The 19,243-nt window shown below is 25.9% G+C and carries 22 protein-coding genes and 1 tRNA gene; 1 reads left to right on the top strand and 22 read right to left on the bottom strand.

The genetic code is table 11. From position 1 onward, the window contains the following. Positions 1 to 27: 27 nt before the first annotated feature. From CHF27_RS03760 to CHF27_RS03745, 4 genes are all read right to left on the bottom strand, one after another. Positions 28 to 228, bottom strand: coding sequence for a hypothetical protein (locus tag CHF27_RS03760; RefSeq protein ID WP_095406192.1), 201 nt, complete (start codon positions 226 to 228; stop codon positions 28 to 30). A 104-nt stretch (positions 229 to 332) separates the two neighbouring features. Continuing rightward, positions 333 to 794, bottom strand: a complete 462-nt coding sequence (locus CHF27_RS03755; RefSeq protein WP_095406193.1) for a GyrI-like domain-containing protein — start codon at positions 792 to 794, stop codon at positions 333 to 335. A gap of 110 nt (positions 795 to 904) precedes the next feature. Beyond that, a complete protein-coding gene (locus tag CHF27_RS03750) occupies positions 905 to 1,813 on the bottom strand; it encodes a helix-turn-helix transcriptional regulator (RefSeq protein ID WP_095406194.1) in 909 nt (302 codons plus the stop codon). Positions 1,814 to 1,913: 100 nt separating this feature from the next. Then, a tRNA-Met gene (locus CHF27_RS03745) sits at positions 1,914 to 1,989 on the bottom strand. Between the two features lie 221 nt (positions 1,990 to 2,210). Here CHF27_RS03745 and cax point away from each other — a divergent pair. Beyond that, positions 2,211 to 3,254, top strand: a complete 1,044-nt coding sequence (cax, locus tag CHF27_RS03740; RefSeq protein WP_095406195.1) for a calcium/proton exchanger — start codon at positions 2,211 to 2,213, stop codon at positions 3,252 to 3,254. 198 nt (positions 3,255 to 3,452) lie between these two features. Here cax and CHF27_RS03735 read toward each other — a convergent pair whose 3' ends face one another. The 18 genes from CHF27_RS03735 to CHF27_RS14165 form a co-directional block, all read right to left on the bottom strand. After that, positions 3,453 to 3,800 (bottom strand): hypothetical protein, encoded by a 348-nt coding sequence (locus tag CHF27_RS03735; RefSeq protein WP_095406196.1) that lies wholly within the window; start codon positions 3,798 to 3,800, stop codon positions 3,453 to 3,455. Between the two features lie 24 nt (positions 3,801 to 3,824). Beyond that, positions 3,825 to 4,538 carry a CPBP family intramembrane glutamic endopeptidase gene (locus CHF27_RS03730; RefSeq protein WP_095406197.1) on the bottom strand — a complete coding sequence of 238 codons (714 nt, stop codon included), beginning with the start codon at positions 4,536 to 4,538 and terminating at the stop codon, positions 3,825 to 3,827. Positions 4,539 to 4,951: 413 nt separating this feature from the next. Then, on the bottom strand, positions 4,952 to 5,281 hold the full coding sequence (locus tag CHF27_RS03725; RefSeq protein ID WP_095406198.1) for a DUF2752 domain-containing protein: 330 nt from the start codon (positions 5,279 to 5,281) through the stop codon (positions 4,952 to 4,954). Continuing rightward, positions 5,253 to 5,897, bottom strand: a complete 645-nt coding sequence (locus CHF27_RS03720) for a TM2 domain-containing protein (RefSeq protein ID WP_158534723.1) — start codon at positions 5,895 to 5,897, stop codon at positions 5,253 to 5,255. Before CHF27_RS03720 ends, CHF27_RS03725 begins: the two co-directional genes overlap by 29 nt. Positions 5,898 to 6,054: 157 nt before the next feature. Then, on the bottom strand, positions 6,055 to 6,876 hold the full coding sequence (locus CHF27_RS03715; protein WP_095406199.1) for a hypothetical protein: 822 nt from the start codon (positions 6,874 to 6,876) through the stop codon (positions 6,055 to 6,057). A gap of 90 nt (positions 6,877 to 6,966) precedes the next feature. Then, a complete protein-coding gene (locus CHF27_RS14115) occupies positions 6,967 to 7,398 on the bottom strand; it encodes a hypothetical protein (RefSeq protein WP_095406200.1) in 432 nt (143 codons plus the stop codon). A gap of 77 nt (positions 7,399 to 7,475) precedes the next feature. Then, positions 7,476 to 8,264, bottom strand: coding sequence for a M48 family metallopeptidase (locus CHF27_RS03705; RefSeq protein ID WP_095406201.1), 789 nt, complete (start codon positions 8,262 to 8,264; stop codon positions 7,476 to 7,478). A gap of 225 nt (positions 8,265 to 8,489) precedes the next feature. Continuing rightward, the gene (locus tag CHF27_RS03700) at positions 8,490 to 9,806 is read right to left on the bottom strand and encodes a sodium-dependent transporter (RefSeq protein WP_095406202.1); all 1,317 of its coding nucleotides are present in this window, start codon (positions 9,804 to 9,806) and stop codon (positions 8,490 to 8,492) included. 155 nt (positions 9,807 to 9,961) lie between these two features. Further along, positions 9,962 to 11,464 carry a sodium/pantothenate symporter gene (gene panF, locus CHF27_RS03695; RefSeq protein WP_095406203.1) on the bottom strand — a complete coding sequence of 501 codons (1,503 nt, stop codon included), beginning with the start codon at positions 11,462 to 11,464 and terminating at the stop codon, positions 9,962 to 9,964. Next, positions 11,464 to 11,772 carry a YhdT family protein gene (locus CHF27_RS03690; protein ID WP_095406204.1) on the bottom strand — a complete coding sequence of 103 codons (309 nt, stop codon included), beginning with the start codon at positions 11,770 to 11,772 and terminating at the stop codon, positions 11,464 to 11,466. The genes panF and CHF27_RS03690 overlap by 1 nt, the downstream gene beginning before the upstream one ends. A 618-nt stretch (positions 11,773 to 12,390) precedes the next feature. After that, complete coding sequence (gene pdxT, locus CHF27_RS03685; protein ID WP_095406205.1) at positions 12,391 to 12,963, bottom strand: pyridoxal 5'-phosphate synthase glutaminase subunit PdxT; 573 nt, start codon at positions 12,961 to 12,963, stop codon at positions 12,391 to 12,393. A gap of 1 nt (position 12,964) precedes the next feature. Then, positions 12,965 to 13,843: a pyridoxal 5'-phosphate synthase lyase subunit PdxS gene (gene pdxS, locus CHF27_RS03680; protein WP_095406206.1), complete on the bottom strand. Its 879-nt coding sequence runs from the start codon at positions 13,841 to 13,843 to the stop codon at positions 12,965 to 12,967. 203 nt (positions 13,844 to 14,046) lie between these two features. Further along, a complete protein-coding gene (locus tag CHF27_RS03675; RefSeq protein ID WP_095406207.1) occupies positions 14,047 to 14,496 on the bottom strand; it encodes a GNAT family N-acetyltransferase in 450 nt (149 codons plus the stop codon). 171 nt (positions 14,497 to 14,667) lie between these two features. Next, positions 14,668 to 15,627: a peptidylprolyl isomerase gene (locus CHF27_RS03670; protein ID WP_243444936.1), complete on the bottom strand. Its 960-nt coding sequence runs from the start codon at positions 15,625 to 15,627 to the stop codon at positions 14,668 to 14,670. A gap of 62 nt (positions 15,628 to 15,689) precedes the next feature. After that, positions 15,690 to 16,499, bottom strand: coding sequence for a polysaccharide deacetylase family protein (locus CHF27_RS03665; protein WP_095406209.1), 810 nt, complete (start codon positions 16,497 to 16,499; stop codon positions 15,690 to 15,692). A gap of 319 nt (positions 16,500 to 16,818) precedes the next feature. Further along, positions 16,819 to 18,186, bottom strand: a complete 1,368-nt coding sequence (locus CHF27_RS03660) for an APC family permease (RefSeq protein WP_095406210.1) — start codon at positions 18,184 to 18,186, stop codon at positions 16,819 to 16,821. A 202-nt stretch (positions 18,187 to 18,388) separates the two neighbouring features. Further along, entirely contained in the window at positions 18,389 to 18,649 is a 261-nt protein-coding gene (locus CHF27_RS03655; RefSeq protein WP_095406211.1) for a hypothetical protein, read from the bottom strand. Between the two features lie 254 nt (positions 18,650 to 18,903). Then, a partial coding sequence (locus tag CHF27_RS14165; RefSeq protein WP_330409744.1) for a hypothetical protein occupies positions 18,904 to 19,243 on the bottom strand: 340 nt, incomplete at its 5' end.

The following is a 19,243-nucleotide window of genomic DNA, read 5'->3' as shown; positions in this document are numbered from 1 at the left end:
CCAAAGTACATTAGGAGGTTTTTAATTTTATGACTCTTTATTATATGGTCTTAAGTCTTGATATGATGGAGCTTTAGTATTTTCTTGCTTTTTTACTTTTTTAGAAACTTTTTCATTTTCATCTTCTATCAAATCAGATAATTCTTCTGGAGTGTCTGCTTTACTTACCCAATTGTTTAAATGTGGAGTTTCATCTAAAGTCTTTTTGCTATTTTTAAATTTTTGCATACAATCATCCCTTTGCAATTTTTAGTATTAGATTGCCACAAATGATTTTTTTAATACAGTTAAATATTAGAAATACCTTATATATATAAATTTCAGCTCCTTTTTTAATTTATAGCTATATAAATATGAATTTCTTGATTTTGCATATCATCACTATTATTTTGATATTCCTCAAAGTCACAAGAATACTTTCTATCCAAATCCATTTTCCATAATTTTCCCCAAAATTCTCCTACTGACTTTTGAACATCTCCATTTATAATAAATTTTGCATATTTTCCACCTGGAATAAATTTATATACTAAAGGAATTTTTATACAATCTTTATTATTTGCTTCACAGCAAGCTAAGAAATTGTATGGTTGGTTAAAATCGCCTTGATAATCTGTATACATACCTATACATTTATTATTCTTTTTGTTTTCTATATTTTGATAATACCCCTTTGTTATAAATTCTTGCCATAATAATCCTATATCTTTTACAGCCTGTCCATTATTATTAGTAGTTTCTTTTACTAAACCAATAACTTGTTTTTCATCTAAATCAACTATTTCATAATTCATAATTAATTCTCCTCTTCTACTTTTTTCTAAAAGTATACCCGAGTGAATATGACATAAGTATGTCATATTATAAATTTTATTAATGTATTTTTAAATAATTCATATTAACCCTAATCATATAAATTAATGGTTTTCTTCATTTTTTGTAATATAATATCTTTTACATGAACAGGCTCTATAACTTTTACATAATACCCAAAAGAAAGAATATACCCATATAACCATTCATTTTCTGGTAATTTTATATTTACTTCATAAGTTCCATCCTCATTATCATTTATTAAATTTTGATCAAAATCATCAAAAATTCTATATAATGCCTCTTTTTTAAATTGCAGTTTTAAATCTATCATATTTTCTATAAGTTTATCTGCATTTTTAAAGTCTGTATCTTCAAACTTTCTTTTAATAAAACTTTCTTCTGTTAAAATTAAGTTTTTTATTCTAGTTATCCTAAAAATCCTAACATTTTGCTTTAATCTACAAAATCCATATAAGTACCATGCTTGCCCCTTATAAATTAACTTCATCGGCTCAACAATCCTTATAGATTTATTTGCAAAACTATTTATATAGCTAAATTTTATTATTTTATTATTTAATATAGCAATTTTTATTTTACTAAATTTATCATTCTCATTAAAATCACTACCCCATCTAGAAAAATCTATTTCTACCCAATTTGATAAATTTTCTTCATTAAGCATAAAACTAATTTTATTTATGACTGAACTAATTTCAGGATACTTTGTAGCTTCTAAAGTTTTTAAAGCAACAATTAAACTGTGTTTATCACTATCTGATAATATAGTTTTATTTATAGAATATTCTTCTAACAGAGATATACCCCCACCCTTACCTTTACTCATATATACCGGAATTCCTGATAAAGAAAGCGATTCTATATCTCTATATATAGTTCTTGTTGATACTTCAAATCTATTGGCTAAATCCTTTGCTGTTACAGTTTTTTTATTTAAAAGTATTACTATTATTTCTGTTAATCTATTAATTTTCATAACTATTCCCCTTGTTAATAGATATTTAATTTTATATGTCATTAATTACATAATAAAAGCTCCTATATAAAAATATAAGAGCTTTTATTATGTATCTAATTGGTTGCGGAGATAGGACTCGAACCTATGACCTTTGGGTTATGAGCCCAACGAGCTGCCAACTGCTCCACCCCGCGATATTATTGTTATTTCTTTACTACTTATTTATAATACTATCATATATAATCTTTATTAGCAAGCTTTATATTATTTAATTTACCCATATTCAGTTTTTTTATCCAACTTTAAATATATCTACTATAAATTTTATTTTTTTAATTCAACTATAATACAAATAATTTAACTAAAGTAAGCATAACATAATCATAGTTTTATTTATTAAGGAGGTGTTTTATTTTTGAAAGTCTTGAAATATATGCTTATATTTATTCCTATAAGCTTTGTAGCTAAATTTATTAATGCTTCTCCATCTATTATTTTTATATTGTCATGTTTATCTATCATACCTTTAGCTGGACTTATGGGAGAAGGTACAGAGGAAATTTCTTTTTATTCAGGTCCTAAAATTGGAGGTTTTTTAAATGGTACCTTTGGAAATGCCACTGAACTTATAATATCTTTTTTTGCACTTAAAGAAGGCTTATTTGAAATTGTTAAATCCTCTATTGCTGGTTCAGTTATAGGAAATATATTACTCGTAGTTGGGGCAAGTATGCTAGCTGGTGGATTAAAATATAAAACTCAATATTTTAATCAGAAAGTTGTGGAAGTATCTTCAACAATGCTATTATTTGCAGTCATCGGACTATGTATTCCTGCATTATTTACACATACAGTAAATCCAAACATGCTTAATACAAGATATGAAGGCTTAAGTATTTTCGTTGCAATAGTAATGATTTCAATATATGCTCTTAGCTTATTTTTTTCTTTTAGTACTCATAAAGATCTCTGCTCTAGTGTTCATGAGCATGAAGGGAATGCTAAATGGTCTTTAAAAAAATCCATATTAATTTTAGTAATTTCTACCATATTAATAGCTATAGAAAGTGAATTTTTAGTAACTGGCATAGAACCTATAACAGAAAGTTTAGGTTGGAGCGAATTTTTTGTAGGTATAATATTAATACCTATAATCGGAAATGTAGCTGAACATAGTACTGCCATTGTAATGGCTTTAAAAAATAAAATGGATGTAGCTCTTGAAATCGCTATTGGATCTAGTTTACAAATAATATTATTTGTAGCTCCTGTGTTAATATTCTTAAGCCTAATATTTACTCCTATGAGTATTGTGTTTAATGAATTCGAACTAATAGCACTTATTGCAACCGTACTTATAGCCAATAGTGTTTCTCATGACGGAGAATCTAATTGGTTAGAAGGTATACAGTTACTAGCAGTGTATCTTATAATAGCTGCTTCATTTTTTATTTTATAATATAGTATACTAAAATAACCGAATCACTTACTTGTGATACGGTTATTTTTTATAATTATTATTATTTTAGTTCTAACTTCTTCTTTTTATTATTAAACCACAATTATAGCTATCTATTATTTTAAATAATTTACTTTTATCAAGTTTATCTATAAACACTTCCACTGGTGTAATTTCAGCATCATCGCCAGACCATATTTAATATATACATATTTCATTAAGCAAATTTATACTACATATGTAATCAAATAATTGTTCCGCTCTCTTTTTATCAGTTAAACAATCTATCATATAAATATATTTATTTTCAGTATATAAACGTAACTCATCTATGAAATCATAATTTTCATAAATACAGAGATTATTAATATCATCTTCATTTTCAAAGTGTAGAATTTCACAATTTGGATCTAATTCATCCCATGTACACCAATCAGGTGATGATATTCCCTTTATTTTAGCTTCTTCTACTGTAATATTTTGTTTATTAGTTAAGTCTATCTCTGGTAATTCACAATCTGATGTCAAAAGAATATATTGACTCATAAACCCTTCTATTAATAAAAATTATTAAAATAAATATATATACCCTATAATAGCTATTGTTAGATCTGCTAATATATGTATTGTCCATGAATTTAAGAAATTATCACTTTTAGTATCTACATAGTCAAATATTATCCCTGTTAAAAACAATCCTATTAAACATAAAACTATTAATTCTAAAATGAACCAATTTTTAAAAATGCCTATATGATAAATTGCAAATAGTGCTGATGAAAATATATATGCAGTCTTTTTATATCCCATTTTAAACATATTTATAAATACAAAACCTCTAAAGAAAAATTCCTCTAAAAAAGAATTTCCTAAAGTAAAGTAAGTTGCAACTATTAAATAATTAGCTTCTGTTATTTTAGATTTTGTAGCCATCTCAATAGATATTGTTTCCATATTTATAGATTGTTTTAATATCATAAATGTACCTATTAATATGCCTACTGCTACTAATCCTAAACCTATTCCTGTACTTATAGTTTTTATATCTGTCTTTTGAATATTTAATCCTTTTTTTAATGATGTCTTTCTTATAAATTTTATTAAAATTAATGGACTAATTGTAAATAATATTATCTTACTTAAGGTTTTAGTTAAATAATCTACCATTAGTATTTGCTCTATTATAAATAATATTGTTGCACATAAAATTGAACTCATTATTATATAGTTTCTATATAATTTTTTATTTTGCCTAGGTTTAAATGTATGATCTAAATTTTCCAACTTTTTTCCTCCATGTATTTTATACTAAATTTAAAATTAAATCTTTTACCATATTTTATCATATACTTTTATTGTATAGATAAAATTTTAGTATAAACTATGTATACTTGAAAATACCTAAATAATATTCTAAAATAAAATTAGAGATAAAAACACGGTTTCGGTTGGTAGTCTGAACATATCTTATAATAGCAATAACCTGCCCTCCTGGGGTTGTCCCTTCTCTGTAATTTAAAACATGAGGAACTAGTCATGAACAAGATTAGTAGTAAATTAACCGTATTATTTGAAGATCCTTTTTGGATAGTTAGATTTTTTAGATAATGTACAGAGGATGTAGGTGAATTTGTTTTCACACAAATTTATCTACATCCTCATTAAAGTCTATAAATATTGAATATTTTAATTTCTATTTACTTTTGAACTTTGGGATGTTTTAATTTGTATATCTTAAATTCTTCATAAAAAATATTTGCTATATCCTTAACTACAAAACATATGGGAATAGATATAAATACTACCATCCAATTGTACTCCAAGGCATTTCTAATGTTTAATCTAGATAAATTAAAAATTGCTCTTGTCATTCCACATCCCAGACATTTTATTTTAAATAAATTATACCAAATACAAAAACTTCTACCTTCAACAAAACTTATAGGTACAACATATATTATTATTATTATAGAAATATATAAAAGAAGTCTTAATCTTCTACCATTCAAGTGGAAATCCATTTTCATCAGTTATTTCATCTAAAATTATTAAAATCAAATCTACAATAACCCATATACAACTGATTATAGCGGTTATTCCACAAGTTAAAACTCCTCCTAGTGTCAACGCTAATATAACAAACCCTTTTGTATTGTCTCCTACATAAAATCTGTGTATACCTAACGTACCTAGAAATATACATAATAATACTGCTATTAACTTACTTTTGCTACCACTTCCATTTAAGCTATAAATTTTCTTATTATTTAATCCTGCTCCACAATTAATACATACATCTGCATTTTCATTAGTTTTTCCTCCACAGGAACTACAATAATTATTTCCATTTCCTTTTTTAAATCCACATTTTATGCATACAGCTGCATCTTGAGTCATTTCATTTGCACAATTTCTACAATATATCTTTTTTTCATTTCTACTATAATTATCCTTACTCAAATCAATTTTTTCTGTATAATTTACATCTACTGGCTTTCCACAACTTGCGCAGAAAATTGCATTTTCTTTAATTTCTTCACTACAAATTTGACAGAATTTATTTCCTTCACCTACTTTAACTCCACAATTAGCACAAGTTTGATCATTTTCCTTTAATTCTCTTTTACAATTTTTACAGTACATATTCCCCTCCATATAAAATTATTCTAAATCCTTTATAAGCTCTATAATATAATATGTAAATTACTAAATATGTTATGATAATTTAGCAAAAAAATAGCCGTCTCAAAAATTGAGTCAGCTATTTAAAATTATTTTTTACTTTTGAATTTTTTAATAATCAAATATCCTCATCTGAAATTTCTCTAGGCCATGAAAGAAGAGACTTTCTAGATATCTTCAATTCTTTTTCTCCCTCAAAATGCAAATCACAAAAATAATTATGATAATTTGCAGTCCATACATATTTATCCCAAACTCTTATATCTTCTTTATAAAGCTCTAACATTTCTTCAATTTTAATTTTATGTCTATTTAAAAGTTCATATTGAACTCTTTCAAATTCATATTCATTATTACACTTTGTATAAAATTTAAATATTGTTTCTAAGTAATTTAAAAACCATTGTCCATCGGTATCAATAAGTACTTTACTTCTTTGTGGAGCATCCTCATAATAATTTATATATTTTTGTAATTGCTTAATAGTATCTTTTCCAAGTATAATTCTAGGATAACAAGCAATTTTACTTTCTATGTTATGTGCATCAAGAAGAGCCTTTCCAAATACTATATCATCACTTATGTAAAAATCTCCAGTACTTACGCCTCCTCTTACAAATAAACCTTCTAAAGCTAAATTGAATTGATACTCTGAAACATTTTCAAGTATTTCATCTAACTCTTCTTCTCCATCACCTATTATCGGATATGCTACAACCATATTATCTGTAAATATTTTTATTTTTCCATGACTATACTTATTCGGAACTATACATTGTTTATTTTTATGTATAAGATAATTAATTTCTCTTAAAAGTTTATTTCCATAACCCTCATTACAAGAATTATCTATCATCTGTGAAAATCCTAATATATCTATTGCACATACAATTGAATTAACTAAAGTAGGATTTTCTGTATCATATTTTTGCAAACTCATCAAAACACTCCCTTGAAATATTAATCGTATTTTTAGTATCTTTAAATATAATTTTTTATTGAACACAATTTCATTAACTAATATTTCTCTTTATTTTTCTTTTTTCTTTTTTCTTTTTACTTTTTTTATATATTTTTTCTTTTTACTTTTTTTATTATTAGTTCTACTTAATCCACTGACTATTATATTACTTCCTTCTACAGATTCTTCAGCTATTATTGCACCTTCATCAGCTCCTAATTGTTGCTTACTTGTCTGCTGTTTTAATTTATTTATTCCTTTTTTAGTTGTTAACATAGCTAAATCTGAAGATATCATCGCTAAGAAAGCAATCAACATACTTAAGTCTTCATCATTTAATTCTTCTGACAATGCAAAAGCTAGTGTTGATGAGAGTATTACATAATCAGCATAGCTAATAGATGCTAATCCTAAGCTTTTTTGCTCAGATGAATTTGCATTACTACTAGATTTTTGTTTTTTATTTTTATAATTTTTATCATTAGTCGTACTATTAGCCATATATACCCTCCTTCACAACAATTATCTACTGTTATAATTGTATGCAAAAGATATCCTAAAAATAGTTATAAACTAATCTACAATATTAGTTTATAACTATTTTTTTTAAGCCAATCTTCATTCTGCTTATAATTTGGCATTATACTTTTAACTAAATTATAAAAATCTTTAGAATGATTCATATGTATTAAATGACTAAATTCATGAATCAATATATAATCTATTGCTTCAACCCGTGCCATTGATATTTTTGAATTTATATAAATAGCTCTTTTAGATGTACATGTTCCCCACCTTTTTTTTTGTTCTTTTACTTTTAGCTTACTCGGTATCAACTGCATCATTATTTGCGATTTTTCTCTACAATGAATTAATCTCTCTAAAACTATTTTTTCACTTTCTTTTTTGTACCATTCTTTTAAATACTTTTTTACATATTCTTTATCTGTATTATTTGTCTTAAATACCAACTTTGAATCTTCTACAACTATTTTAGGATTTTTATTTCTTAAATTTTCATCACAATTTTTTTTAACTACTTCTAAATTTAATTCTTCTCCTAAATAAAAAAATTTATCTCCTGTTATAAATTCTCTTTCTATATAAAAATTTTTAATTTGATTGTATTCTTCTAATTTTTCTAATATCCAATCTCCTTTTTCCATTAATATATCCTTGATTATATTTCTAGGAACCTTATTAGGGCTTATGACTGTTACTTGCTCTTTTGGCTTTATTTGAATAGTTATAGTTTTTCTTTTTCTATAAATTAGGTTAGCCTTTATTTCTATCCCTTTATATTTAACCGATAAATCGCTACTGTTTTTATCTATGCTGTTTAAATCATTATATTTTTTATTATTCATAACAATCTCCAACCTTTACATTTATATTTTTTCAGTAACTCATACCTAATTAACATATGATAAGATTATATCATACTTTACTTATATAAATTAATTCAATAATCTATTTTCTTATTATAATGGTAAATAAATTTATTAACATAATATAAAAAGCAATCTTAGCTAAGATTGCTTTTTATATTATTCTGTATTTTTTAATAAGTCTACGTTTTTATAACTTAAATATTATCCTATTCCTCCTAATAAAACGCCACCTATAAGTACTAACAATGTAAGCAGTACATATAGGTATTTAGCCATTGAATCAAAATATTTTCCTAAAGGCTTACTTGCTCCTTGTTCAATTTCGGATTTTGCAACTTTAATTCCGATTACCCAAAAGAACATTATTCCTGCTATTAAAGCTCCTAATGGTATTATATAGATAGATACTAAATCCATCCATTTACCTAAAATATCTCCATTTTCAATAAATAATCCTATTACAAAACATAAACTACAAACTAAAATCACCGCAAAATTTCTCTTACACTCAAATTTATTTTGTATTGCTTCTATTGGTACTTCTAATAAATTCATAAGTGAAGTTATAGATGCGAATAGTACTGATGTAAAGAATAAAATTGCAAATAATTGTCCTAATGGCATTTGTTTAAACACTATAGGTAAAGTTATAAACATTAAAGGTGGTCCCGCTGCTGGGTCAAGATTAAATGCAAATACAGCTGGTATAATAACGAGACCTGCTGTTATTGCTGCAATGGTATCAAATATAGCTGTATTTTTAGCGCAACTTGGGATATCTATATCTCTTTTTAAATAACTTCCATATACTATCATTCCAGAACCCGCTATTGACAATGAAAAGAACGCCTGACCTAATGCATAAATCCATGTTTTAGGCTGTGATATATACTCCCACTTAGGTAAAAACATATATTTTATACCTTCTATTGAACCTTCTATCATAATTACTCTTATAAATACTACTACAAACAAAATATAAAAAGCTGGCATCATAAATTTATTAACTTTTTCTATTCCTCTAGAAATGCCCATTATTAATATTACTGATGTTATTATTATAGCTAGTAAATGCCATATAATACTACCAAAACTTCCTGATATTTCTGCAAAATAGGAAACTAAATCATTAGTATTTATCATTGTTCCTGTTATTGAACCTACTAAAAATCTAATAAACCATCCTACAACAACAGCATATCCTACAGCTATCCCAAATGCTCCAATTACAGGTATAATTCCAAGTAACTTTCCACCTTTTAATCCTCTCGATTTCATAGCATTATCAAAAGAACCAATTGGACCTGTTTGATTCATACGGCCAAATGCAAATTCTCCTATAAGTCCTGTATATCCTAATAAAATTACAAATATTAAATATGGTATAAGAAACGCTGCACCCCCAAATTGTCCTATTCTATAAGGAAACATCCAAATATTTCCCATTCCTACTGCCGAACCTATACATGCTATAATAAATCCTAATTTTGAATTAAAACTATCTCGGCTTTTTTCCATAATGTCCCCCCTGTCTAAATTTTCCTTTGTTATCTTATATATTTTAAATATAGATTTTGATATGACTAAAATATATATACTATATTATCAAATATTAATCAATTAATATATTCTTTATACATATTTTTAAATTTTGATATTGTAAATAATCTTTATTATTTTGTATATACCCCCCAAAATATTTCTATAGTTTCATCATCCGGTCGTTTTGTAATCATTGATACTATTATAAATAATATTAATGAAATTATTAAAGGAAGCACTATTGTATGCATTCCTAAAGGCCTTGTCCATATTCTACTAAATAAAATATAACTTCCTATTCCTCCTATTATTGAAGCAATAGCACCTTTAGAATTTGCCTTTTTCCAATAAAGTCCTAAAATTATTGACCATAAAAATGTAGCTATTATACCTGCATTTGCATATAAGTTTAACCATACTATTAATTCTGGTGGGTTAAATGCTACTAAATAAATTGCTACTCCAATAATTGCAGTTGCAATAGTACTTATCTTACCAATTTTTCTAGAATCATATTTTAAATCAGGTTTTATATAATTTACGTATAAGTCATTTACTATTGATCCAGATGCTACCAACAGCTGTGAATCAACTGTTGACATTATTGATGCAAGTGGTCCTGCTAATAAAATACCTGCTAGAACTGATGGGAAAAGTTGTGTAGTAAGAGTTGGTATAACCAAATCTCCAGATTCTATACCACCTACCAATGTAACTGCAAATGCTCCTACTAAATGCATTCCTAAAAGTAAAATCATAGAAACTATTGTTCCATACTTTATTCCTTTATGAAGACTTTTAGTATCTTTGTAACTCATAGCCCTTTGAGAAACTGATGGTATACCTACAACTGCAAATCCTACTAATATCCAAAATGAAGTTACCCAAATTATACTCATATCTCCTTTTATAACACCAAATGGTGTAATCATTCTTGGATTAACTAAAGTCATGTTTTGGATAATATTTCCAATACCGCCTCCTGCTATAACAGTTCCTACAAATATTGTTATAGTAGCTATTGTCATTATTATCCCTTGTACAGTATCTGATATTGTAACTGCTCTAAATCCACCTATTACTGTATGTACTATTACTGTAGCTCCAAATGCAGTAAGTGCTATATTATAATCAAGACCTACCGAACCTTGCAATAGTCTTGCAGCTCCAACCCATTGTGCGGCCATAGCTGCTATAAAAAAGACAACTATAGATAAAGACGTTATAATAACCACTACATCAGACTTATATCTTACACGTAAAAAATCTGTTATAGTTACTGCATTTATTTTTCTAGCTATAATTGCAAACTTTTTTCCTAAAACTGACAAAGTAAAATATCCGGTTGGCATCTGAGCCATAGCTAAAAATACCCATCCTAGACCTTGAGTATAAGCAGTACCTGGTCCACCTATAAAGCTACCTGCACTTAGATACGTAGTTACTAATGTCATTGCAAGTACAAAACCTCCAAGACCTCTTCCTCCAGTCATATATTCATCCATAAATCCTTTTTCTGTATCTTTGGACATTTTTGCTTCACGTACAAATTTCATAGAATAAAATCCTACTGCAAAAATAACTATAAAATATATAATTATAGGAATTAAAACTCCATAATTTACATTATTCATTACTTAAACTCCTTTTTATATTTTTCAACTTCTTCCTCTGTTAAGCCCTCCAAAGGCATATCTTTAAAAAACTTATTTATCATAATAACAGTTAATACAGAAAAAAGTATACCGCCAACTATACAACTCATAAAAAACCATGTTGGTAAACCCATAATATATGTATACTCTGATATAGGCTTAGAACCTAATCCATATCCCCATCCAAACCACCAAATAAGATTTAAAATTCCAAGACTTAGTCCCATAAATGCTTCTTTGTTGCACTGTTTAAATCTAGGGTCTTCTGTAAACTCTTTTTTATTCATTAGTTTCTCCTTTCTTTAATAATATTTTAAATATAATTCACATTTTATTACAAATAATTACATTTTTTTCAACCATTATTAATAATACCATATTGCTTAATTATGTTTAAGTATTATAAGTTAAATTTACTTATTTTATTAATTTCATTATTCCTTATGTCCATAAGGTTTATTTATTATAATTTATCTATTTTTATTTCATATAGCTCAAATCCACTTAAGTTTATTATATTGACTATCTTAAATTGTATATAAAAACAAATCGGGGTATACCTAAAAATTTTGGTATACCCCGATTTATTTTATTTTTTATCCTTTTGTAATTCGTTTTCTTTATTTTTCTTTCTCTCTACTATTTCTTTTAACATTTTCTTTCTAATTTTAACTTTATCTCTTCTGTGCTTTCTTGTTGCCATAACTATAACCTCCCTATTTTCTATTTTAGGACAATTATATTAAGTTAATTTAAATTTAATTACTATTTAGAAGAATATACCTAATATTAGTAATTAATTTAATAACTTTCGCCTACAAAATCACATTTTTATTTATTTATAAATTTTATATAGATACTTATAAATTAGTTGAGATAATCTTTAAAATCAATATGTTTTTTAATTATTGTCTATCCTTAATCATTTTTACAAAATACTCATGAACGTTAGTATTATTAGTTAACTCTGGATGAAAAGATGTAACTAACATATTATCTTGTTTTGCAGCTACAATTTTATCATCTACAACTGATAATATTTCTACGTCTTTTCCTACACTCTTTATGTAAGGAGCTCTAATAAATACCATAGGTATATTTTCTCCTATATACCTTACACTTTCATTTGTATTAAAACTTCCTAGCTGTCTTCCATATCCATTTCTTATTACTTCTATATCCATTGTAGCTATATGAGTATTTTCTTGATTATGTATTTTTTTTGCTAATACAATCATACCTGCACAAGTACCCAATATAGGCATACCTTCTAAAACTTTATCTTTTAAAACATCATATATATCTAATATTTTAATTAATTTACCTATACTAGTACTTTCTCCACCTGGTATAATTATCCCTTCTATATTTTCAAATTCTTCCTTATATCTTAAATCTATAGCTTCTATACCTAATTGTCTAAGTATATTTATATGCTCTTTATAGGCTCCTTGCATAGCTAATACACCTATTCTCATATTACCATCCTCTTATTGCTAATTTTTCATTACTTCCTAAACTACTAACAGATATTCCACTCATAGCTTCACCTAAATTTTCTGATATCTCAGCCAATTTTTTAGGATTATTATAGTATGTAACAGCTTTAACTATTGCTTCTGCTCTTTTTTCAGGATTGTTAGATTTAAATATTCCTGATCCAACAAATACTCCATCACATCCTAATTGCATCATAAGTGCTGCATCTGCTGGAGTTGCTATACCTCCTGCTGCAAAATTAACCACTGGTAATGAATCATTATCATGCACGTATTTAACTAAGTCATATGGTGCTCCCATTTCTTTAGAAGCATTCATAAGTTCCTCTTCTCCCATAGACACAATTTTTCTTATATCAGATGTCATAGTTCTCATATGTCTTACAGCCTCAACAACATCTCCCGTTCCTGCTTCTCCTTTAGTTCTTATCATAGAAGCACCTTCTTTTATTCTTCTTAAAGCTTCTCCTAAATTCCTAGCTCCACATACAAATGGAACTTCAAATTTAACTTTATCTATATGATATAAATTATCTGCTGGAGTTAAAACTTCACTTTCATCTATAAAATCTACCTCTAAAGCTTCTAGTATTTGAGCTTCTACAAAATGTCCTATTCTTACTTTTGCCATAACTGGTATACTCACAGCTTCTTGAATCTCTTTTATCATTTTAGGATCTGACATTCTAGCTACACCACCATCTCTTCTTATATCTGATGGTACTCTTTCTAAAGCCATTACAGCACAAGCTCCTGCCTTTTCAGCTATTATCGCTTCTTTAGGATTAGTAACATCCATTATTACTCCACCTTTTAACATTTCAGCTAAGTTTTTGTTTAATGCGTATCTGCTATTCATAATTGTATCCCCCTTATTTTTAAATTGTATTGTTTTTGCTAATACATTTAACTTTAACAATTATTATAGTAGTACGATTTCATTTCTTTTTCAATATTTTTGGTATTATATTGAATTTAGCACACATTGTACCAATACAATTAATTCTTTTTTATTTGTATTCCTTTTATTTAATTTTTAATATCTTAAAAATATTATATTTATTATAAATGTTTAACCATTACTTTTTCGTTATTAACATCTAATTCCCCATTAAATTCAAATCCAAATTTTTTGTATAAATGAAGAGCTCGTTTATTATTTTCATATAGACTTAAAAATAATTCATTACACTTGTACTCTTTTACCAAATGCTTGATTAGAGATTCTAACATTTCACTTCCTAAACCCTTACCTTGATATTTTTTATCTATCAATAGTCTATCTAACCAAACTCTTCCATTTTCACCCTCCTTAGGGAAAAAACCATACATTGCAAAGCCAACTAAACAACTATTTTTGTAAAGTCCTACTGGTTTATAGTTCTTATATTCCATTGACTCTTTTAAACATTCTTCTACAGATTCAATATATGACTTTTGATTTTCATTAACTGACAAATTTAAAATTTGATTTCTATTTTCATTTGTAACTTCTCTAATTTCTATATTCATATATGTTCCTTTCCTTTTGATTAAACTACTTTACTACTTCACTATTCATATTGATTTTAATTATACATTTTTTAATATAAAAATATCTTATACTAAAATTTAAATAAATTCATTTTAATTAAAGTATAAGATATTTGCTATTGTAATTCTATATATGCATATAATTTTATGTTATCTCTTTATATCTGCATTTTTATTTAACTCTTCTATATGATTTATATATTTTTCATTCAATATAAGTTTTTTTATATCATCTTTACTGTCATTTAAATTTTTTAAAATTTCTTTTTTATCAGTTACCTTTATTATATGATATCCATATGATGTTTCTACTACTTTTGATATTTGACCTTTTTGTAATTTAAATGCCTCATTTGTAAACTCAGCATTTTTTTCATTTTTTGAGAAATATCCTAATTTTCCGCCATTTTTACCAGCAGATTTATCATCTGAATATTTATTTGCCAACTCTTCAAAACTTTCCCCATTATTTATTTTATGTAATAAATTTTCTGTTTTTTCTTTTAATTTTTTCTTTTCATCCTCTTTAACTTGTTTTTTATTTTTATCCAAAGTTGATATTAAAATATGAGAAGCTTCTACTTCATTAATTTTAAACTTACTTTTATTTTTTTCATAATAGTCTAATATATCTTTTTCACTTATATTTATTTTTTCTTCAAAGTTATTTTTATTTTTTTCGATTGCTAAATCTTTAGATATTTGTTTTAATAAGTATTCTTTATTCAATCCAACTTTATCAATTTCTTTTTTGTATGTTGGATTTGAATTAATAATTTTTTCTAATTCTTCATATTTAGAATTAATTACTTCACTACTTGGAATTAATTTTTTATCCTTAGCTTCTTGATATAAAAGTTCATTATCTATCATAAATGATAATACTGTATTTTCCAAATTTTTTTTGTATTTTTTACCTAAAGATTTCTCCATATCTTCTACATATTCACTATCCATATAATTTCTAGTAGACGATACTATTTGTAATGTTTTTTCAAATTGTTCGTTCGTTATATCAATCCCCTTTACTGTAGCTATAATTTTTCCACTACATCCAGTCATGGATAATGTTAGTATAGCAATTATTCCTGTATACAATATCCTCTTCACTTCAATGCACCTCATTTTTATTTATTTTCACTATATATATATATGTTTTTTTATTTTTTATATTAACTTAGATTCCCTAACCAATAGTTTTTTGGCTTCTCATTTTGGTCTATAGGTAAAAATTCATATCCTTCATCACTTAAATATTTTAACATTTCATCTAAAGCGTGTAATGTCTGTTTCTTTTCATGCATTAATATAACAATATTGTCTCTATCTTTAGAGTATTTTTTTACATTATTTATAATTTGAGTGGAAGTTGATTTCCAGTCTTGTGTATCTATATCCCAGTCCCATAGTTTATATCCCGCGCTATTCAAAACCTCGTATGATGATGATGGCATATAAGGTTTACTACCATAAGGTAATCTTATTACTTTTGAATACTTACCTGCTATCTTAAATAGTGTCTTGTTATTTATATCAAACTCTTCCCTAGCAGATGTATTTGTTTCATAAAGTTTATGTATATCATGAGAAACACTATGAAATCCAGTTGTACTTCCACTTTCTATTATATTTTTAACTTGCTCAAGATATATTTTCATATTTCCATCAATCATGAAAAATGTTGCTTTTGCATTATATTTATTTAAAATCTTTATTATATCATCAGTGTATTTAGATGGACCATCATCTATTGTTATGTAAGCAACCTTACCAGAATTTTCACTTGGTCCTTTATATATTTCCTTTGATGAAAAATCCATTAAATTTGTCATTGTAACAGATGATAAATTAGTATCTCTTAATTTACCATCTTCTTTAGAACTTACAAAACCTATATTAAAAGTAGCTATAATTGCAAATAAAGCAATTGTCCCCATAGCTGAAACTATTAATAGCTTTTTTTTATTTAACTTTTTATTCATCGCACATACCCCCATACTTAGTTATTATTTATATTTAGTTATATTGTTATTTTTCATTGTTTATTTTTCTATCACTGATATATAGACGTATACCTTCGACAAAAAGTTTTAACTATTTTATTTTTTTTACTTTATTTAATAGTATTAGTCAAAATATCTCTTTTATCACCCATATTAGTTAATATTAAAAATTTTATTTTTCTTATTTCTGAATATAAATAAACTAAAATTTATCTGCATTTTAAATTTCAAAAAAATAAAAACGTATTAAGTTAAAATGTTATATTTTAACTTAATACGTTTTTTATTTTAAATAACGTTATGCTATATTGTTAAAATTTTCCGAATTTATTTCCGAATTTATTTCCAATTTTTTATTCATATAAATATATACTGGTAATCCTATAATTGTTATTATTAATCCACCAATACATATCATAGTACTTTTCATACCAGAGAAAAATAATTGATTAATAACAACAAATAATCCACTTGCTATTGATATCATTGGTATTATCGGGTATAGAGGTACTTTGTATGGTCTATATAAATTCGGCTGATCTTTTCTTAATTTAATTACTCCTATAAATGTTAATATATAAAACAACCATATAGTAAAAATAGATAAATCCGTTAATAAATTAAATTGACCTGAAAGTGCATATAATGATGAAATAAATGCAACTAAAAATATTGAATTAATTGGTACTTTAGTTGAATTTAATTTAGCCCAAAAGTTATATCCTGGTAACGTCTTTTCACAGGCTAATGTATATGTTATTCTTGAACCAGTTAATAAAAAACCATTAAGTGTTCCAAACACTGATATTAGTATCCCAACAATTATAATTTTTCCTCCTATAGGTCCAAATATAGTTTCTGCAACTGCTGATGCTGGAGCTGAAAATGTAGCTAATTTTTCTGCTGGTAACACCCATAAATAAGCTAAATTAATAACCACATATATTGCCATAACAACTGATAATCCTCCAACTATCGCTTTCGGTAAATCTTTACCTGGATTCTTCATCTCTCCTGCTAATGCTCCAACATTAATCCAACCATCATATGCAAATAATATAGCTATTAAAACTTGACCTAATACACTAGCAAAATTTATATTTTCACCTACTATCGGATGTAAAATAGGATTATTTCCAGATCCTTTGATAAAACCAAATACAATTATTAAAATAAGAGGTATTAATTTGCATACTGTAGAAACTATTTGTATACTTCCTCCCACCTTAGAGCCTAAAGAATTTAATCCCGCAACTATCATTATTATTCCTACTGATATAGGCAATAATAAATCATTATTTCCTATTAAAGTTGTTGCTTGTTGAGCAAATATAATTGCTAAAGCTGCTATAGTTCCTGGGATAAATAGAACTGTTTGCATCCAACCAGTTAAAAATCCTAATTTATCTCCATATATTTCTTTTATATAAATCATCATGCCACCAGTTTTTGGTATAGCTGCTGATATCTCAGCGGCTGTTAATCCTGCAAATATAGTTATCATTCCTGCTAGTACCCAAGCTATAATACCAAGTCCAGGAGCTCCTCCAGTTGTTAAATAAACTGATTGTGGCTTAAAAAACACTCCTGCCCCTATGACCATTCCAACTACTGTAGATAAAGCAGTTGACATACCAAGTGTTTTTTTCAATTCTTTGTCTTCCATTTTTGCCTCCAAAAATTATTATTTATTTTTGTCTTAATATACATTATTATATATTATAATATATTTTCTCCATTTTTCAACATATTTTCTCATTTTTCAAACTATTTAATATTTTAATTTCCAAATGTTTTTTAGATTTTAAATTTTATTATTTAGTATAAGTAAAAACAAAAAAATGACCTTAAAGGTCATTTTTTTATTTTTATAATATATATTTTAAATTTTCTGTCCCTAACTTTTTATTGTAATCATTATATAGCCATTTATTAAATTCATCTATTGATTCAAATATTTCATTTCCAAAATGAACAATTTCCCCTTCTTCAAGTGAATTTAATATAGTGTTTACAAAAAACATTAGATAAAACTTAGAATCTACCTTACTAGCTTCATCCCCTTTAGTATACAACTTCAAATTGTCATAAAACATTTCTATTTGTTGTTTACTGATTGTAATTGTCATAAATACTCCCCCCTTTATACATATTATATATATAAATTCACATTTTTTCTATTTATTTTAGTTATTTTGTAAAATAAAAATTTTATAATTTTTTTATTTTATTAAATTATACTCATTACTTTATAATCAAAATAAATTTTAAAAACTATAAGTTATTCTTATATATTATATATGTTTATTTGCATATTCTATAACATATGTAGTAAAAATGTGAGTAAAGTTGTTATGTTTGATTATAACAACTTAACCAAAATTTATACTTTTATAAATGAATTAATAATATATATAATTACTAAATAATTAAAATCTAAATCAGTTCCTGGTAAACTTATAAAGTTAGAAGCTTCCTCACAACTTACTTTATTTATATCAGTACCTATATTATAAGATTCAAAATTTACTTTTTTATTTATTTTTCTTCCTTCTAATATATTATCTTCACTTATAGATTTAAAGCTTTCTACTACTGCTTTAGCATTATTACTTTCATTTATTTTATTATCGCTTTCAGATAGTACAACTATTTGAGTATTAACTACAGTAGCTTCTTCTTTTTTAATTGTACTATTACTTATCTTTTTAGTTTGACCGAAC

The sequence above is a fragment of the Romboutsia maritimum genome, assembly GCF_002251085.2.
Classification (GTDB): Bacteria; Bacillota; Clostridia; order Peptostreptococcales; family Peptostreptococcaceae; genus Romboutsia_B; species Romboutsia_B maritimum.
Note: the sequence above shows the minus strand (reverse complement) of the source record. Positions and strands in the feature narration are given on the sequence as shown.

Excerpts from the sequence above, each read along its gene's own strand:
- CHF27_RS14115 (WP_095406200.1), bottom strand. The coding sequence starts at position 7,398 with ATGGCTAATAGTACGACTAATGATAAAAATTATAAAAATAAAAAACAA.
- pdxS (WP_095406206.1), bottom strand. The coding sequence starts at position 13,843 with ATGAATAGCAGATACGCATTAAACAAAAACTTAGCTGAAATGTTAAAA.
- CHF27_RS03720 (WP_158534723.1), bottom strand. The coding sequence starts at position 5,897 with ATGTACTGTAAAAATTGTAAAAGAGAATTAAAGGAAAATGATCAAACT.
- CHF27_RS03675 (WP_095406207.1), bottom strand. The coding sequence starts at position 14,496 with ATGAATATAGAAATTAGAGAAGTTACAAATGAAAATAGAAATCAAATT.
- pdxT (WP_095406205.1), bottom strand. The coding sequence starts at position 12,963 with ATGAGAATAGGTGTATTAGCTATGCAAGGAGCCTATAAAGAGCATATA.
- CHF27_RS03660 (WP_095406210.1), bottom strand. The coding sequence starts at position 18,186 with ATGGAAGACAAAGAATTGAAAAAAACACTTGGTATGTCAACTGCTTTA.
- CHF27_RS03725 (WP_095406198.1), bottom strand. The coding sequence starts at position 5,281 with ATGAAAATGGATTTCCACTTGAATGGTAGAAGATTAAGACTTCTTTTA.
- CHF27_RS03735 (WP_095406196.1), bottom strand. The coding sequence starts at position 3,800 with ATGAGTCAATATATTCTTTTGACATCAGATTGTGAATTACCAGAGATA.
- CHF27_RS03690 (WP_095406204.1), bottom strand. The coding sequence starts at position 11,772 with ATGAATAAAAAAGAGTTTACAGAAGACCCTAGATTTAAACAGTGCAAC.
- CHF27_RS03715 (WP_095406199.1), bottom strand. The coding sequence starts at position 6,876 with ATGAGTTTGCAAAAATATGATACAGAAAATCCTACTTTAGTTAATTCA.
- CHF27_RS03655 (WP_095406211.1), bottom strand. The coding sequence starts at position 18,649 with ATGACAATTACAATCAGTAAACAACAAATAGAAATGTTTTATGACAAT.
- CHF27_RS03705 (WP_095406201.1), bottom strand. The coding sequence starts at position 8,264 with ATGAATAATAAAAAATATAATGATTTAAACAGCATAGATAAAAACAGT.
- CHF27_RS03665 (WP_095406209.1), bottom strand. The coding sequence starts at position 16,499 with ATGAATAAAAAGTTAAATAAAAAAAAGCTATTAATAGTTTCAGCTATG.
- CHF27_RS03755 (WP_095406193.1), bottom strand. The coding sequence starts at position 794 with ATGAATTATGAAATAGTTGATTTAGATGAAAAACAAGTTATTGGTTTA.
- CHF27_RS03760 (WP_095406192.1), bottom strand. The coding sequence starts at position 228 with ATGCAAAAATTTAAAAATAGCAAAAAGACTTTAGATGAAACTCCACAT.
- CHF27_RS03750 (WP_095406194.1), bottom strand. The coding sequence starts at position 1,813 with ATGAAAATTAATAGATTAACAGAAATAATAGTAATACTTTTAAATAAA.
- panF (WP_095406203.1), bottom strand. The coding sequence starts at position 11,464 with ATGAATAATGTAAATTATGGAGTTTTAATTCCTATAATTATATATTTT.
- CHF27_RS03700 (WP_095406202.1), bottom strand. The coding sequence starts at position 9,806 with ATGGAAAAAAGCCGAGATAGTTTTAATTCAAAATTAGGATTTATTATA.